This window comes from Allobosea eneae (genome assembly GCF_042657265.1).
Taxonomy (GTDB): domain Bacteria; phylum Pseudomonadota; class Alphaproteobacteria; order Rhizobiales; family Beijerinckiaceae; genus Allobosea; species Allobosea eneae.
Window position 1 is genome coordinate 219774 of record NZ_JBHSLW010000011.1, and the last position, 15669, is coordinate 235442.

Sequence of the window (15669 nt, forward strand, 5' to 3'; positions counted from 1 at the left end):
CGTCAGGCCGTCGCTGCGCCTGCCGCGATCCGGTCCAGCACGCTCAATGCATCAGCCGAAAGCGGTAGTTCCGCCGCCGCCAGATTTTCGCGCAGATGGCCCGTCGACGACGTGCCGGGGATCAGCAATATGTTGGGCGCGCGCTGCAGGAGCCAAGCCAGCGCTACTTGCATCGGGGTCGCATCGAGTGCCTTGGCGACATCGGACAGTGCGGTCGATTGCAGCGGCGTGAAGCCGCCGAGGGGAAAGAACGGCACATAGGCTATCCCGGCAGCGGCGAGTTCATCGATCAGGGCGTCGTCATGCCGATGCGCAAGATTGTATTGATTCTGCACGCAGACGATCTCGGCGATGCCGCGCCCCTGTGCCAGCTGTGTCGGAGTGATGTTGCTGAGCCCGATATGGCGGACGAGGCCCTGGCGCTGCAAGTCGGCGAGCGCGGTGAGCGGTGCCTCGATCGAGCCTTCTGCAGGCCCGTGCACATCGAACATGACGCGCAGATTGACAACGTCGAGCGCATCCAGACCGAGATTGCGCAGGTTGTCATGGACTGCGCTGGTCAGCTCCTCGGCGGAGAAAGCCGGATTCCAGGAGCCGCCGGCACCGCGCTTTGCTCCGATCTTTGTGACGATGACGAGATCGTCCGGATAGGGATGGAGTGCCTCGCGGATAATCTGGTTAGTGACGTGCGGGCCGTAGAAGTCGCTGGTGTCGATGTGGTCGACGCCACTGGCGACGGCTTCGCGCAGGACGGAAAGCGCTGCCTGCCGATCTTTAGGCGGGCCGAACACGCCCGACCCCGCCAGCTGCATGGCGCCATAGCCCATGCGCTTCACCCAACGTGCGCCGAGCTTGAATGTTCCGGCTTTGCCGATGTCCGTCATTGACCTGTCTCCTTTGGCTTGACCGAGCATGTACGCGGTCGGCATATGATGGATAAGACAGCTCAATCGGCACAGGCTGTTCGGGAAAGCGAACAATGGCGGCTGATCTTGGCGACCTCACGGCCTTCGTCGCGGTTGCGCGCGCCGGCGGCTTCCGCGATGCGGCGCGGGCCAGCAATGGCAGCGCCTCAAGTTTCAGCGAGGCCGTGCGCCGGCTCGAAGCGCGGCTCGGCGTGCGCCTGCTCAACCGTACCACGCGCAGCGTCGCGCCGACCGAAGCGGGAGCCCGCCTGCTCGACAGGCTGGGACCGGCGCTCGGAGAGGTCGAGGCGGCGCTCGACGTCGTCAACGGCTTCCGCGATCGGCCGGCCGGGACGCTGAGGCTGAACGTGCCGGTCAGCGCGGCGCGGCTCGTGCTGCCCAGGATCGTGCCGGCCTTTCTCGCCGCCTATCCCGACATCACTCTGGAGGTGATCGCCGAGGACAGCTTCGTCGACATGCTCGCTTCGGGCTGCGATGCCGGTATCAGATATGGTGAGCGTCTGGAGCAGGACATGATCGCGCTGCCGATCGGCCCGGCTGAACAGCGCTTTGCGACGGCGGCGTCGCCCGCCTATCTCGATCGCTGCGGGCGGCCTGAACATCCGCGCGACCTGCTGGGCCATGCCTGCCTGCGCGGCCGCTTCTCGAGCGGCGCGATGACATCCTGGGAATTCGAGCGCGACGGCGAGATCGTCCGCGTGGAGCCGAGCGGCCCGCTCATCGTTCGTGCCGGCGCTGCGATCGACCTTGCCGTCGAGGCAGCGATTGCGGGCAGCGGCGTCATCCAGCTCTTCGAGGACTGGCTGCGGCCTCATCTCGACAATGGCGCGCTGGAGCCCGTTCTCGAATCCTGGTGGGAGCGCTTCCCCGGGCCGTTCCTGTACTATCCGGGCCGGCGTCATCTGCCGGCGCCGCTTCGCGCCTTCGTCGACTTCGTCAAGGCGCAGGGGCGGTGGCCGTGACTACGCCTAGTCCATCACTGCTGCCTTGAGGATACAGACCATCAGGGCCGTGCCCGGCTGGCCGCTGACGCAGCGGACGATGTGCTGACGGTCGCAGCGATAGCGCAGGGTCTCGCCGGCCTTGGCGCGCTGGGTGATGCCGCCGACCTCGACCTCGAACTCGCCGGCGCTGACCGAGAGCGATTCGATCGAGCCGCGCTGATGGCCTTCCGAATCGAGCTCGCCACCCGGCTCGGCGCTGACCTCGTACCATTGCAGCCATTCGACGGTCTTGATCCAGCCGATGATGGCGAGGCGCAGCTTGCCGTCTTCCGAGACCAGGATCGGCGTGTCCGGCCGGGCGATCTTCTCGATGAAGGCCTCTTCCTCATTGGTCGAGAGCACGCGCTCGATCGAGACGTCGAGCGCCTGAGACAGCCGCCAGATCGTTGCCAGCGTCGGATTGGTCTCGTTGCGCTCGATCTGGCTGATGATCGACTTGGCGACGCCGGACTGCTCGGCCAGTTCCGAAAGCGACAGATTATAGGCCTTGCGCAGCCGCTGGATGGTCTTGCCGAGCTGGCCCGAGATCACCTGCGCGCCGGATTCCAGCTCGCGCCCGCCACGTTCCCTGGTTTCGATGCCCATTGCGCTCTGCCTGCCGTCGCCCCTCATCCGTTTGGGATAGAGAACGATTGTTTGTCCTAGCGGACAATGCCCCGGATCGCTCCAAGCGGCAAGTCGAGGGCGTCAGACGGAGCGGGACGGACCGGCCTCGCGCGTCTCCTTCTTGAGCAGGCCGAGTTGCTGCTCGCGCAGGATGACGTAGATGCCGGAGGCGATCACAATCAGCGAGCCCAGGAGCACGGCCAGCACCGGCCATTCGCCGAAGACGAACCAGCCGAGCGCGGTCGCCCAGATCATCGTCGAATATTCGAACGGTGCGATCAGCGAGGCGTCGCCATAGCGGTAGGCCTGGACCAGCAGCATCTGGCCGAGGCCGCCGAGCACGCCGATGGCGACGAGCAGGATGAAATCCTTCAGGTCGGGCACTGTCCAGCCGAGCGCCAGCGTCAGCAGGCCGAGCAGCGAGGTCAGCGTCATGAAGTAGAAGACGATGGCGCCGGTCTTCTCGGTATGGGTCAGGAGCCGGACCTCGATCGAGGCGAAAGCGGAGCAGAAGGCGCCGGCGAGCGCGAGCAGGGCGCCGATCGCAGGGCCGCCGGAGAGGCCATGGCCGAACGCCTGCACGCCCATATGCGGGGAGAGCATCAGGAGAACGCCGAGGAAGCCGACGGCGACGGCGGTCCAGCGATAGATGCGCACCCGCTCCTTCAGGATCAGCGCCGCCAGCACCACGACGATCAATGGCGCGGCATAGCCGATCGCGACCGCGTCCGAGAGCGGCAGCAGATGCAGCGCGGCGAAGCCGAGGAACATGCCGGTCGAGCCGATGACGCCACGCTTGAGATGGCCGCGCAGATTGCTGGTCTTGAGCGCCTCGGGGAACTCATGGCGCCAGGCCAGCCAGATGATCAGCGGGATCAGTGCGAAGAAGGAGCGGAAGAAGACGAGCTCGCCGGTCGGATAGCGCGAGGCCAGCGTCTTGATGCCGGCCGACATCAGCGTGAACGACAGGGCCGAGAGCAGCTTGAGGCTGATGCCGAGGAGCGGTGACAAGGGAACAGGTCGGGCGCGAGGACTGGAGGTCTTGTGCAAGACCTCCAGTCCTTAGACCACGGGCTTGTGGCCGTTCCAAGCGCCGATCTTGCAAACCGGACCGGCGCGCCGCGGGACGCGATGGCGATGCGGGCTAGGCGAGGCGGTATTCGAGGATCTCGTCGCCTCGATCGTCGAAGCTGTCGGTCGAGGTCCAACCCAGATGCCGGTAGAAGCCATAGGAACGCGCGGCCGGGTCGGATGAGCAGCTCAGGAACAGCCTGCTGAAGCCGAAGTCCTTGAAATCGGCGACGACAAGGTTCAGCAGCGTCCTGCCGACGCCTTGGCCCTCATGGCTCGGCAGCAGCGCCAGCACGGCGATCTCGCCGGTCTCGCGTTCGCCGAAGCAATAGCCGACGATCCTGCCGTCTTCGGTCGCGACATGGCCCGGCAGGCTGCCATCGGCGATGCCGGCGCGCCAGCTTTCGAGCGTGATGCCGAGCGCCGCGAGCCGTTCGACCGAGAAGGCGTTCTCTCGCGTCATGCCACGCAGGACGATGCAGGCGGGCGTGTCGTCGGGGGCGGCGCGGCGATAGGCAATGGTCATGGTGGGCCTAGGCTGGAGGGCGTCGGCCGGGCTGCGTCTGGCGCCGCCCGGCCGGCTTGCGGCTGCGTCAGAAATTCGCCCGGAACGAGCCGCCGTCGATCAGGAAGTTCTGGCCGGTGATGTAGCCGGCATGGGCGCTGGCGATGAAGGCGCAGAGCTTGCCGAACTCGTCGGGCGTGCCGAGGCGGCCGGCCGGGACGGCAGCGAGTCGCCGCTTCGTCGCTTCCTCGATGCTGATGCCCTGCATCTCGGCGACCTTGTTGGTCGCGGTCTTGATCCGGTCGGTGTCGAACACGCCGGGTAGGATGTTGTTGATGGTGACGTTGGCATGGGCGATCTCGCGGGCCACGCCGGCCAGGAAGGCGGTCAGGCCGGCGCGGGCGGCGGAGGAAACGTCGAGCCCGGTCAGCGGGGTCAGCACGCTCGCCGAGGTGATATTGACGATGCGGCCGAAGCGCCGCTCGATCATGCCGTCGACGACGCGCTGCACCAGCTCCAGCGGTGTCGCCATGTTCTGCGCCACGCCTTCGAGCAGTCCCTCGCGCGTCACTTCGCGGAACGGCTTGGGCGGCGGGCCGCCATTGTTGTTGACGAGGATGTCGGGATTCGGCGCGGCGGCGAGGAGCGCGTCCTGGCCAGCCTTCGTCCCGACGTCGGCGACGACGGCGATGACGGTCGCGCCTGTGCTGGCGCGAATCGCAGCGGCGGTGTCCTCCAGCGTCTTGCCGTCGCGGCCATTGACGATGACCTTGCAGCCCGCTTCGGCCAGCGCCTGCGCGCAGCCGCGGCCCAGCCCCTTGCTCGAGGCGCAAACGATGGCCGTGCGGCCGGAAATTCCAAGATCCATCAGTCTTCTCCCGAACAGGCATTGGCTTTCGTGAGCGCAGGCAAAGCATGCTTTCGCCGCCGCGTCATCAAAGCGTAGTGCAAATCAGACACACGCCGCAGGCATCGCAACAGTTGGACTGGCGAGCATGAGCGACGATAGCGACGCCAAGCAGGTTCGCAGCATCTTCATATCCGACCTGCACCTCGGCACGCGTGGTGCGCAGGCGGATCTGGTGCTGGAGTTCCTGCGCGCCTACGACGCCCCGACGATCTATCTGGTCGGCGACATCATCGACGGCTGGCGGCTGAAGAGCGGCTGGTATTTCCCGCAGTCGCACAACGACGTGGTCCAGAAGCTGCTGCGCAAGGTGCGCAAGGGCTCGAAGCTGATCTACGTGACCGGCAATCACGACGATTTTCTGCGCGACTATACCGGCCTGCAGTTCGGCGGCATCACGCTGGTCGACGATATCGTCCACGAGACCGCCGACGGCAAGCGCATGCTTGTCATCCATGGCGACCTGTTCGACCTCGTCGTGCGCAACGCCAAATGGCTCGCCCTGCTCGGCGACTGGGCCTACACGATCGCTCTCTTCCTCAATCACGGCATCAACCGGGTGCGGCGGGTCCTACGGCTGCCGCACTGGTCGCTCTCGGCCTGGGCGAAGCACAAGGTCAAGAACGCCGTGAACTATATCGGCGAGTTCGAGCAGTGCCTCGCCGACGAGGCGCGCCGGCACAAGGCGGACGGCGTGATCTGCGGCCACATCCACCATGCCGCCCAGCGCGACATCGACGGGCTGACCTATATCAACACCGGCGACTGGGTCGAAAGCTGCACCGCTGTGGTCGAGCACGACGATGGCCGCTTCGAGATCGTGCGCTGGCCGCAGCACCGGTTGAAGGGCGAGAGGCCGGTTCTGCCGGCCCCTGCTGCCACACGCCCAGCACCGGTTCCGAGCCTCGTCGAGGCGGCCCGGGGCATGCTCCCCAAAAGCGGGAACCAGTTTTGGGGTAAGATCATGCCCCGGCGTTTTGAGTTGGCGCGAATCCTTGGCGCTCAGCCGGAGCCGGCTGAGCGGAAAGCGCGCTGATGCGCGTCCTGATCGCGACGGACGCCTGGCGGCCGCAGATCAACGGCGTCGTGCGCTCGCTGGAGCGGATGGTCGAGGCGGCGCCGGAATTCGGCGTCACCCCGCATATGCTGACGCCGGAAGGCTTCTGGCAGGTCGGCCTGCCGTCCTATCCCGATATCCGCATCGCGCTGGCGACCCGCCGCCATATCGCCAAACGCATCGCCGAGTTCGGCCCCGACCATATCCATATCGCGACCGAGGGGCCGATCGGCTGGCTGACGCGCGCCGTCTGTCTCGCCCAGAAGCGCACCTTCACCACCAGCTACCACACCCGCTTCCCGCAATATGTCGCGGCGCGCTGGCCGATCCCCGAGAGCTGGAGCTACCGTTTCCTGCGCCGCTTTCACGGGCCCGCCGCCGGCGTGATGGTCTCGACCGCCACTGTCGAGGCCGAGCTGCGTGCGCATGGCTTCGAACACATCCTGCGCTGGGGGCGGGGTGTCGACCTCTCCTTGTTCCACCCGCGCCCTGAGAGCGTGCTCGACCTGCCGCGGCCGATCTTCCTCAGCGTCGGCCGGGTCGCGGTCGAGAAGAACCTCGAGGCCTTCCTGTCGCTGCGCCTGCCCGGCAGCAAGGTCGTGGTCGGCGACGGCCCAGCCCGTGCCGACCTCATGCGCGCCTTTCCGGAGGCGCATTTCCTCGGGGCGCGCGAGGGCGAGGATCTCGCGGCGATCTATGCCTCCTCCGATGTCTTCGTCTTTCCGAGTCTGACCGACACCTTCGGCATCGTGCTGCTGGAGGCGGCGGCGAGCGGGCTGCCGGTCGCCGCCTTCCCGGTGCAGGGGCCGAGCGACGTCTTCGCCGGCAGCGAGGCGGCGGTGCTGCACGAGGATCTGCGCCAGGCGGCGCTCTCGGCCCTGCGCCTACCACGCGAGGCCGGATTGGAGCTTGCGCAGCGCCATAGCTGGCACAGCAGCGCCGAGCAGTTCTACGGCCATATGCGCCGGGCGATGCAGGCGGCTGCCGCGGGCAAGGCGATGCGGGCCGATCTGGCGCCAGCCTCGACGACTGCGCTGTCCGTGCGGCTGGAGCCGGCGGAGCGGAAGGAATTCGCGTAAGTCTGGATCAGGCGCCCGGCGTCACAGCCGCCGCGACCGTGCATGCCTCGGCAGCGCCGGCTGCGGCGCGCTCGCCGGCTTGAGCTCGCTGCGGAAATCGTCTCGGCGCTGATGCACCGAGGCAATGACCAGGCCCATCGGCACGCCGAGGCCGACCAGCGCCGCTTCCGACAATTGCAGGCTGGCTTCGATCGTTTCCGGTACGGCGTCGTTCACCCCAAGCTCGTAGAGATGCCGCGCATGCTTGGCGTCGCGGGCGCGGGCGACGATGACGAGGTCCTGCCGCACGCCGCGCGCTGCCGCGACAATCTCGTCGACGGCGCGGGGATTGTCGATGGTCACGATCAGCGCGGTCGCCTCCTCGAGGCCGCAGAGTCGCAGGAAATCCGGCTGGGTGGCGTTGCCGTAGAAGGCGGGGCGGCCGGCGCGGCGTTGCGTCGCGACCACGGCCGGGTCTGCGTCGAGGCTGATATAGGGCACCTTGTGCTGCGAGAGCATCTCGCCGACCAGCCGGCCGACGCGGCCGAGGCCGACGACGATGGCGCGGGGGGCATGATCGTCCGGCGGCAGGATATTCGCTTCGTCCGGAATTTTCACGGCCGGCGCCAGGCGTGCCGAGAGCTTTCGCGCCATGCGGGCAGCGAGCGGCAGGAAGATCATGGTCAGCGAGACGCCGGCGAGCACGAGCGCGGCGGCGTTCTGGTCGACCAGCTTGGCCGCGACGGACGCGGTCAGCAGCACGAAGGCGAACTCGCCGCCGGGCCCGACCATGATCGCGGTTTCGAGCGCGGTCGGCACCGACAGTTTGAAGTAGCGGGCGAACAGGAAGGTGATCGCGACCTTGGCGAGGAAGAGCCCGGCGGCGATGCTCAGGATCGCAACAGGCTGGGCCGCCAAGGCTGCAGGGTTCACGCTCATGCCGACCGTGAGGAAGAAGACGCCGATCAGCAGCGACTTGAACGGCTCGATCGTCACCTCGATGGCGCGGCGATACTCGGTCTCCGCCAGCAGCAGCCCGGCGATGAAGGCCCCGAGCCCCATGGAGAGGCCAGCTCCTGCGGCGATCAGCCCTGTGCCGAGCGCAACCAGCAGGGTTGCCGCCATGAAGCTCTCGGAGGAATCGGTCGAGGCGACCAGGCGAAAGAGCGGGCGCATGGCGAGGCGGCCGATGACGACGATCGCAGCGATGGCTGCGATCGCCTGCAGCAGCGCCTGAGTCAGGCCGGCGAGCAGTGAGCCGCCGTTCTGCGCGCCGAGCACGCTGACCAGGAAGAGCAGCGGGATCACCGCGAGATCCTGGCAGAGAAGGATGGCGAAGCTGGCGCGCCCGGCCGAAGAGGTGATGCGGCGATGGGCCGAGAGCAATTCGACCACCATCGCGGTCGAGGACAGGGCGAGCGCCGTTCCGATCAGCAGCGCCGCGGCAGCCGGTTGTCCGAAGCCGTAGGCGATGGCGCCGATCGCCGCGGCCGAGAATGCGACCTGGCCGAGGCCGAGCCCGAAGACCAGTCGGCGCATGGTCTTGAGGCGCTCATAGGACAGCTCCAGCCCGATGACGAAGAGCAGGAAGGCGACGCCGAGCTCGGCCGGGCCGGCGAGCGCCTCGGCGCTCGAGACGGTGATGGTGCTGAGGATCGGGATCTTGGCGCCGAGCCCGCCGAGCCCATAAGGGCCGAGCACCGCACCGCAGGCCATGAAGGCGACGACCGAATTGACCCGGAAACGCTTGGCGAAGGGCACGATCACGCCGGCCGTGGCGAGCACGACCACGGCGTCGCGATAGGCGGAAGGATCGATCGTCCCGGCCACGTCACCCTCGAAGAATCAAGCGAAGCTGCTGATCTCTCAGCTTTGCGTCCCAGGGCCTTGCAACACAAACCAAATCACGCATCGGGCTGACGAAAACTTGCCCCGCCGCCGGCTGACCTCTAATCACGATGCCATTCGCGGCGGCAGCATGGCCGCGATCTTGCCACGCGAAGGGTTCCGCATGCGCTTTACCGGTACCGCCTCCTATGTCGCCACCGAGGACCTGACCGTCGCGGTCAATGCCGCGATCCGGCTGGAGCGCCCCCTGCTCGTCAAGGGCGAGCCTGGCACCGGCAAGACCGTGCTGGCCGAGGAGATCGCCGCCGCGCTCGGCGCGCCGCTGCTGACCTGGCACGTCAAGTCGACCACCAAGGCGCAGCAGGGGCTCTATGAATACGACGCGGTCAGCCGCCTGCGCGACAGCCAGCTTGGCGACGCCCGCGTCTCCGACATCGCCAACTACATCAAGCGCGGCAAGCTCTGGGAGGCCTTCGTCTCGCCGGTGCGGCCCGTGCTGCTCATCGACGAGATCGACAAGGCCGACATCGAGTTTCCGAACGACCTCCTGCTCGAACTCGACCGCATGGAGTTCCATGTTTACGAGACCGGCGAGACGATCAGGGCGGCGCAGCGGCCGGTGATGATCATCACCTCGAACAACGAGAAGGAGTTGCCGGACGCCTTCCTGCGCCGCTGCTTCTTCCACTACATCCGCTTCCCGGACGCCGAGACGATGCAGAAAATCGTCGAGGTGCATTTCCCCGGCATCAAGAAGCGACTGATGGAGGAGGCGCTGCGCCTGTTCTTTGAGGTGCGCGAGGTGCCCGGCATCAAGAAGAAGCCCTCGACCTCCGAACTGCTCGACTGGCTGAAGCTGCTCGTCGCCGACGATATCGGCCCCGAGGTGCTGCGCGAGCGCGACCCGCGCAAGCTGATCCCGCCGCTGCACGGCGCGCTGCTCAAGAACGAGCAGGACGTCTCGCTGTTCGAGAAGCTCGCCTTCATGGCGCGGCGGGAGAGCCGCTGAGCTTCGCTTCGGGCATTGTGTCGCAAGGCGGGATCGCGGTGGCGAGATCGACCTTGGGGTCGACTTCGCGGACAGCTTCCTTGAGGTCGAAGTCGCGCATCAGCAGGACATAGTCCTGCGTTTCAGATGTCCTGAGATAGCCTGACATCGCGATCGGCTTGCCTGAGAGCTCGCCGAGGCGGCAGGCCTTGTCGGCGCCCAGCGCGAGGCTGCCGCGATTGCCGCTGTTCTGCGGGCCGGCGAACATCTCCTCGCGGAAGGCGCCGAGGCGCGCGGCGTCGGCCCGGCTCAGCCTGAACAGTGTGAAGCGGCGTCCGGGCGAGGCCACCGCCGGCAGCTTCGCCAGTTCGGCGGCGTCGCGGACTTCTTCCAGCACGACCTTGCGTTCATGGCGCCCGCCATCCTTGGGCAAAGCGACGAGCGTCATCGTTACGCCGCCGGGCAGCGTGCGGATATCGGCCGGCAGGCTGATGCCGGCGCGCAGCTCGGCGAGGTCTGTCGTCCTGATGTCGACCTTGGACAGCTTCGGCAGGGAGGCCAGCGGGACGTGTCCGCAGCCGGCGAGCAGGCCGCAAAGCAGGAATCTGGCGGGCAGGGCAATGCGCATCGAGCTTTCCAGTGACTAGCTTTGACATTCATAAATTCATCTATTAATTTAATTTTGTCAATCATGGAGTGAAGTAACATGGCATCCATTGTGAGTTCAGCGCAGGATCGGTCCGCGATGGCGAGGCTGCGGCGCGTGAGTACGATTGCGCGCGTCCTGTGCATTGCGGCGGCGGCCTTGATGGCGTTCGGCGCCGTCTGGCTCTGGCGCGATCCCGAGCACCTCGCGGCCTATGCCCGCGGCACGATCGGCGTCAACGCCCCGGTCGGTCCGTTCTCGGAGCGCGGCTATTGGGCTGCGCTGACGATCGGCCTCCTACCTGCGGGCCTCTTCGTTGCCGCGATGTTGCGGCTCTCGAGCCTGTTCGGCCGCTTCGGCCGCGGCCAGGTGCTGGAGGAGGAGAACGCGCAGCGCCTCGCGCGGATCGGCTGGCTGTTGACGGCGATGGGCGTCGCGACGCCGCTGGCGCGTGCGCTGCAGAGTGTCGCGCTGACCTTCGACAACCCGTCAGGCCAGAAGCAGCTGGCGATCACGCTCGATCCGGGGACGTTCGGCGTGCTGGCCGCAGGGGCGGCGCTGGTCGCCTTTGGGCTGGTGCTCAGGGAGGCGGTCCGGCTCGCGGACGAGAATCAGAGTTTCGTGTAGGAGTTGGACGATGCCGATCGTCGTCGAACTCGATGTCATGCTCGCGCGCCGCAAAATGCGCTCGAAGGAACTGGCCCAGCGCATCGGGCTGACCGAGCAGCAGGTCTCGCAGCTGAAGTCCGGCAAGGTCCGCGGCATGCGCTTCGATACGCTTACGCGGATCTGTGCGGTGCTCGACTGCCAGCCGGGCGACCTGCTGCGCTACGAGCCGGGCGCCGATGATCTTGTGCCCGGCTCCGATGGCGATGATGCGTAGTGCCTGTCAGCCCCCCCCGAGCAGCGGGCGCGCCTGCAGCGCCGCGACGAGCGCCGTCGCGGTGATGGCGGCATAGGCGGCCGAGACCGTCCCGAGCGCGACGAGCCCGGCCTTGCTCTGCCGCATCGCCAGCCAGAGAGCCACGCCGATCGCCGGGATGATCTGCAAGGCGTGCAGGCCAAGGAAATGCGCGATGCGCAGGTCACCGATCGCCAGCGACCAGCCGAAGAAGGGGATGGTCCGGTGAGCGTCGGGTACGACGCCGACATAGTGCCCGCTGGCGCTGGAGCCGAGCAAGGCGCCGCTCAGCAGGCCGAAGACGCAAGTAAGGGCAAGGCCGGCGACCAGCGCCCAGCGCACGACCGTCGGCATCGGGGCGGCGTCGCGACGGGCGAGTCCATAGGCGAGGAAGCCGGGCGCGATCGTGAACATCACCGCACCGATGCCCATCAGCGTGTAGAGCCAGGCACCGAGCGCGCTGTCGCTGTTGTAATGCGAGGCTTCGACGCGCGAGGCACGCCAGGCGATGTAGAGGACTTCGAGGACGATCGGCACGATCACCGGCCAGACAATGTAGCGCCCGAGCCAGGAGGCGCGAAAGCGCTCGCCCGCGAGCGGGAGGAACAGCGCCAGCGTCAGCAGGTAGAACGCGACCGAGAGCTCGAACTTCAGCGGCTTGATCCAGGTATCCACCCCTTGGAACTGCCTGCTGTCGATCAGCCAGGCGAAGACGGTCGGGACCGCCAAAGCGAGCATGGCGAAGGCCGCCGCGGTGAGCCGCGGCTCCAGTTCGAGATCGGGCAGCCAGGCCGGGAGGCGAGCCTGCAGGCGGGCGATGCGGTCTTCGCGTGCGAGGCGAAAGCAGGCCTCCAGCAGCAGATAGGTCAGGAAGCCGATCGGACCGAACAGGAAGGTCAGCAGCAGCACGGGCAGCATCAGCCAGTGCGGCATCGCTTCCGCTTGCGAACGCCGCAGGATCCAATTGCCGAGGACGAGGTCGAAGGCCAGGTAGTGGATCCAGCCGGCCAGCAGCAGCGGCTTCGATGCAAAGAGCGCCGCCACCGAATCGAGCGAGGAAAAGCCGCCCTTGGCATCGTGCCAGTAGACGGCGATCAGCACGGCATAGCCGAGCGAGAGCAGAGCCGGGATGATCCAGCCGGCCAGCGCGGCCGAGACGCCGCGCCAGCGCGGCAGCAGGATCAGGGCGAGCCAGCCGAGCATCGCAAGCTGACCGGCCCGAGCGAAGGCGTCGTCCAAGTTGAGAGGCATCATGCGCTCCAATCTTGACGCTGTTCAGTTGCGGCACTGTCCTATTGCGTTATCTTGACGGCGTCAAGTTTGATGATGGCGGCATGCAGGCAGGGCGTGCGATGGACACCAAGGTCGGCAAGCGGGGCGGCTACCATCACGGCGACCTGCGCCAGGCGATGATCGACGCGGCCGAGGCGGTGCTGGCCGAGAAGGGCGTCGGCGGCTTCACCTTGCGTGAGTGCGCCCGCCGGGCCGGGGTTTCGCCCGCCGCGCCGGCGCATCATTTCGGTAATCTCGTCGGCCTTTTGACGGTGATCGCGACGCTCGGCTTCGACGACCTTTCCGAGACGATGGAGGCAGCGGTCGCGAAGGCCGAGGCGTCCGGGGGGGACCGGCTGGCGGCGATCTGCGAGGGCTATCTCGACGTCGCGCTGACCCGGCCCGGCCGCTTCCGTGTCGTCTTCGGGCGATTGGGGCTGAAGAGCGGCGACGACGATCTGCGACGCGCCGCCGTCCGGGCCTTCGGCATCCTGGTCCGGGAAACCAAGCTGGCTCTTGGGCGGCGTGTCGATGGGGCGGAAGTGCTGACGCGGCTGCCGTCAAGCTACGCAGACGATACCGATCTCGCCGAGATTCTGTTCGTCTGGTCGATCACCCATGGCTTCTCGACCATGCTGATCGACGGCCAGCTCGCGCCGCTGGAAATGCAGCCCGGCGGACGCGAGCGCCTGATCGGCCTGTATTCCGGCCGGTTGATGGCGATGCTGCTCGCTGCCGTGCGCGCTTCCGCGAGCCTGCCACTCGCAAATCCCGTCAGCCATGGTTAGATGGCGGCCATGCGCCGCCTCATGCTCCTACGCCACGCCAAATCGGCCTGGCCCGCCAACACAGCCGATCGCGATCGGCCGCTCGCCACGCGTGGGCGCGAAGCCGCTCCGGTCATGGGCCGCTATCTCGCCGAGGAGCTGCTGCTGCCCGACCTCGTCCTGATCTCGCCGGCGAAGCGCACGGTCGAGACCTGGGAGCTGGTCAAGCCGATGCTGCCGGAAAAGCCGCCGACGCAGTTCGAGCCGCGCATCTACGAGGCCAGCCGGGAGCGTCTGCTCAAGGTCGTGCAGGAGACGGAGCCGCCGGTCCGCACCCTCCTGATGATCGGCCACAATCCCGGCTTCGAGGAACTCGCCGCCAGGCTCGCCGGCCATGGCGACCGCTATGCGGCGGCAAGGATGGCGCAGAAATATCCGACCTGCGGCCTCGCCGTGATCGATTTTTCCATCGAGGACTGGCGCGATCTTGCGGCGCAGGGCGGCCGGCTCGACCGTTTCGTCACGCCGGCTTCGCTCGGCGAGGGGCCCGACGAATGAGGCGGATCGCCTGATGGCGGCCGGCTCCTATCTCGACGAGGCGCGCAATGCCGCGCTCGCCTTCGGCGACAGCTTGCTCGGCTTCGCTAGGCCGCGCCTGCGTATCGGCGTCACCGGACTGTCGCGCTCGGGCAAGACCGTCTTCACCACGGCGCTGATCCAGAATCTGGTCGAGGGCGCCAAGCTGCCGGTGCTGAAGGCCTCGGCGGAGGGCCGTATCGCCCGCGTCAGGCTGGTGCCGCAACCCGACCCCGAGATTCCGCGCTTTCCCTATGAGGCGCATCGCGCCGCGCTCTCAGGGCCGGATCGGCGCTGGCCGGACTCGACGCGCCGCATCTCGGAGCTGCGTATCGAGATCGACTACGAGCGGGCCGAGGGCTGGTTCAAGGGGCCGGCGACGCTGACGCTCGACATCGTCGATTATCCCGGCGAATGGCTGCTCGATCTCGCTTTGATCGGCCAGGACTATGCGAGCTGGTCGGCACAGGCGGTGGCGGATGCGCGCAAGGCGCACCGGCTCGCCATCGCCGCGCCCTGGCTCGAAGACCTCCGGCAACGCGATCCGGCCGGGCCGGCGGACGAGCTCGCGGCCGAAGCGGCGAGCGATGTCTTCAAGGCCTATCTCGCCGCCTTGCGCGCCGATCCCGAGGCGGTGGCGGTGACGCCGCCCGGCCGCTTCCTGATGCCGGGCGAACTCGAGGGCTCGCCGGCCCTGACCTTCGCGCCGCTCGATCTGCCGCCGGGCGTGCAGCCGCAGGCCGGCACGCTCGCCGGGCTGATGGCAGAGCGCTTCGAGGCCTATAAGCGCGTCGTGGTCGGGCCGTTCTTCCGCGAGCATTTCGCCCGCCTCGACCGGCAGATCGTCCTGGTCGATGCACTGGCGGCGCTCGATGCCGGCCCGGCGGCGCTCGCCGATCTCGAAACTGCGCTCGGCCAGGCGCTCTCGGCCTTTTCGGTCGGCCGCAACAGCCTGCTGTCGAGCCTGTTCGCGCCGCGGATCGAGAAGGTGCTGTTCGCCGCGACTAAGGCCGACCATCTCCATCACTCGAGCCATGACCGGCTCGCCGGGGTGATGTCGCATCTGGTCGCGCGGGCCGCGGCACGGGCGCAGGGCGCGGGGGCCAAGGTCGAGGCGATGGCCTTTGCCGCGATCCGCGCGACGCGCGAGGTTCGCATCCGCGAGGGCCGCGAGGAGCTGCCTGCCATCGCCGGCGTGCCGGAGGCGGGCGAGGTCGTCGACGGCGAGGTCTTCGACGGGCAGACGGAAGCGGCGATCTTTCCCGGTGATCTGCCGGAGCGGCCCCAGGCGATCTTCGATCCCGATGCGCTGCGCTGGCTCGTCCGGGCGCCGCGCTTCCGGCCGCCATTGGTCAAGCCGGATGCAGGCGGGCGCCTTGCGCCGCCGCCGCAGATTCGCCTCGACCGCGCGTTGGAGTTCCTGATCGGGGATCGGTTGGGGTGAGCGACTGTCTTGGTGGTCAAGCGGTTTGTTCGCGCCATGGTTGTCTGTCCCGGATGACGGCGTTGAGGATTGTGACGAGCTTTCGGGCTGTCG

General features: G+C 67.5%; 17 protein-coding genes. 9 read left to right on the forward strand and 8 right to left on the reverse strand.

The genetic code is table 11. The features are described from left to right. Positions 1-2: 2 nt before the first annotated feature. Positions 3-884 (reverse strand): aldo/keto reductase family oxidoreductase, encoded by an 882-nt coding sequence (locus tag ACFPOB_RS11100; protein WP_377798287.1) that lies wholly within the window; start codon positions 882-884, stop codon positions 3-5. A 95-nt stretch (positions 885-979) separates the two neighbouring features. Here ACFPOB_RS11100 and ACFPOB_RS11105 point away from each other — a divergent pair, with 95 nt between their 5' ends. Next, the gene (locus ACFPOB_RS11105) at positions 980-1888 is read left to right on the forward strand and encodes a LysR family transcriptional regulator (RefSeq protein ID WP_377798288.1); all 909 of its coding nucleotides are present in this window, start codon (positions 980-982) and stop codon (positions 1886-1888) included. Between the two features lie 6 nt (positions 1889-1894). Here the strand turns inward: ACFPOB_RS11105 and ACFPOB_RS11110 are convergent, their stop codons facing one another. The 4 genes from ACFPOB_RS11110 to ACFPOB_RS11125 form a co-directional block, all read right to left on the reverse strand. Continuing rightward, positions 1895-2515 carry a helix-turn-helix domain-containing protein gene (locus tag ACFPOB_RS11110; RefSeq protein ID WP_092162466.1) on the reverse strand — a complete coding sequence of 207 codons (621 nt, stop codon included), beginning with the start codon at positions 2513-2515 and terminating at the stop codon, positions 1895-1897. Between the two features lie 102 nt (positions 2516-2617). Then, positions 2618-3547: a DMT family transporter gene (locus ACFPOB_RS11115; protein ID WP_377798289.1), complete on the reverse strand. Its 930-nt coding sequence runs from the start codon at positions 3545-3547 to the stop codon at positions 2618-2620. 133 nt (positions 3548-3680) lie between these two features. Beyond that, positions 3681-4133, reverse strand: a complete 453-nt coding sequence (locus ACFPOB_RS11120) for a GNAT family N-acetyltransferase (protein ID WP_377798290.1) — start codon at positions 4131-4133, stop codon at positions 3681-3683. Between the two features lie 67 nt (positions 4134-4200). Continuing rightward, on the reverse strand, positions 4201-4980 hold the full coding sequence (locus ACFPOB_RS11125; protein ID WP_377798291.1) for an SDR family oxidoreductase: 780 nt from the start codon (positions 4978-4980) through the stop codon (positions 4201-4203). Between the two features lie 127 nt (positions 4981-5107). Here ACFPOB_RS11125 and ACFPOB_RS11130 point away from each other — a divergent pair, with 127 nt between their 5' ends. Together ACFPOB_RS11130 and ACFPOB_RS11135 are read left to right on the forward strand one after the other, a co-directional pair. Next, on the forward strand, positions 5108-6055 hold the full coding sequence (locus ACFPOB_RS11130; RefSeq protein WP_377798292.1) for a UDP-2,3-diacylglucosamine diphosphatase: 948 nt from the start codon (positions 5108-5110) through the stop codon (positions 6053-6055). Next, entirely contained in the window at positions 6055-7155 is a 1101-nt protein-coding gene (locus tag ACFPOB_RS11135; RefSeq protein ID WP_377798294.1) for a glycosyltransferase family 4 protein, read from the forward strand. Before ACFPOB_RS11130 ends, ACFPOB_RS11135 begins: the two co-directional genes overlap by 1 nt. 21 nt (positions 7156-7176) lie before the next feature. On the opposite strand, the gene ACFPOB_RS11140 is transcribed toward ACFPOB_RS11135, so the two are convergent. Further along, a complete protein-coding gene (locus tag ACFPOB_RS11140; protein WP_377798296.1) occupies positions 7177-8964 on the reverse strand; it encodes a cation:proton antiporter domain-containing protein in 1788 nt (595 codons plus the stop codon). A gap of 181 nt (positions 8965-9145) precedes the next feature. On the opposite strand from ACFPOB_RS11140, the gene ACFPOB_RS11145 reads away from it, so the two are divergent. Next, positions 9146-9991, forward strand: a complete 846-nt coding sequence (locus tag ACFPOB_RS11145; protein WP_091843255.1) for an AAA family ATPase — start codon at positions 9146-9148, stop codon at positions 9989-9991. Here the strand turns inward: ACFPOB_RS11145 and ACFPOB_RS11150 are convergent. Next, positions 9966-10598: a hypothetical protein gene (locus ACFPOB_RS11150; protein ID WP_377798298.1), complete on the reverse strand. Its 633-nt coding sequence runs from the start codon at positions 10596-10598 to the stop codon at positions 9966-9968. The genes ACFPOB_RS11145 and ACFPOB_RS11150 overlap by 26 nt on opposite strands. Positions 10599-10733: 135 nt before the next feature. Here ACFPOB_RS11150 and ACFPOB_RS11155 point away from each other — a divergent pair, with 135 nt between their 5' ends. Both ACFPOB_RS11155 and ACFPOB_RS11160 read left to right on the forward strand, forming a co-directional pair. After that, positions 10734-11243 (forward strand): DUF2975 domain-containing protein, encoded by a 510-nt coding sequence (locus ACFPOB_RS11155; protein ID WP_377798300.1) that lies wholly within the window; start codon positions 10734-10736, stop codon positions 11241-11243. Between the two features lie 10 nt (positions 11244-11253). Next, positions 11254-11499 (forward strand): helix-turn-helix domain-containing protein, encoded by a 246-nt coding sequence (locus tag ACFPOB_RS11160; RefSeq protein WP_377798301.1) that lies wholly within the window; start codon positions 11254-11256, stop codon positions 11497-11499. Positions 11500-11505: 6 nt separating this feature from the next. Here ACFPOB_RS11160 and ACFPOB_RS11165 read toward each other — a convergent pair whose 3' ends face one another. After that, positions 11506-12768: an ABA4-like family protein gene (locus ACFPOB_RS11165; protein ID WP_377798303.1), complete on the reverse strand. Its 1263-nt coding sequence runs from the start codon at positions 12766-12768 to the stop codon at positions 11506-11508. 83 nt (positions 12769-12851) lie between these two features. Here ACFPOB_RS11165 and ACFPOB_RS11170 point away from each other — a divergent pair, with 83 nt between their 5' ends. The 3 genes from ACFPOB_RS11170 to ACFPOB_RS11180 are packed head-to-tail and all read left to right on the forward strand — an operon-like array spanning position 12852 to position 15576. Further along, positions 12852-13577 carry a TetR/AcrR family transcriptional regulator gene (locus ACFPOB_RS11170; RefSeq protein ID WP_377798305.1) on the forward strand — a complete coding sequence of 242 codons (726 nt, stop codon included), beginning with the start codon at positions 12852-12854 and terminating at the stop codon, positions 13575-13577. 9 nt (positions 13578-13586) lie between these two features. Continuing rightward, a complete protein-coding gene (locus ACFPOB_RS11175; protein ID WP_377798307.1) occupies positions 13587-14114 on the forward strand; it encodes a SixA phosphatase family protein in 528 nt (175 codons plus the stop codon). Positions 14115-14127: 13 nt separating this feature from the next. After that, entirely contained in the window at positions 14128-15576 is a 1449-nt protein-coding gene (locus ACFPOB_RS11180) for a YcjX family GTP-binding protein (RefSeq protein WP_377798309.1), read from the forward strand. The last annotated feature ends 93 nt before the right edge of the window (positions 15577-15669 follow it).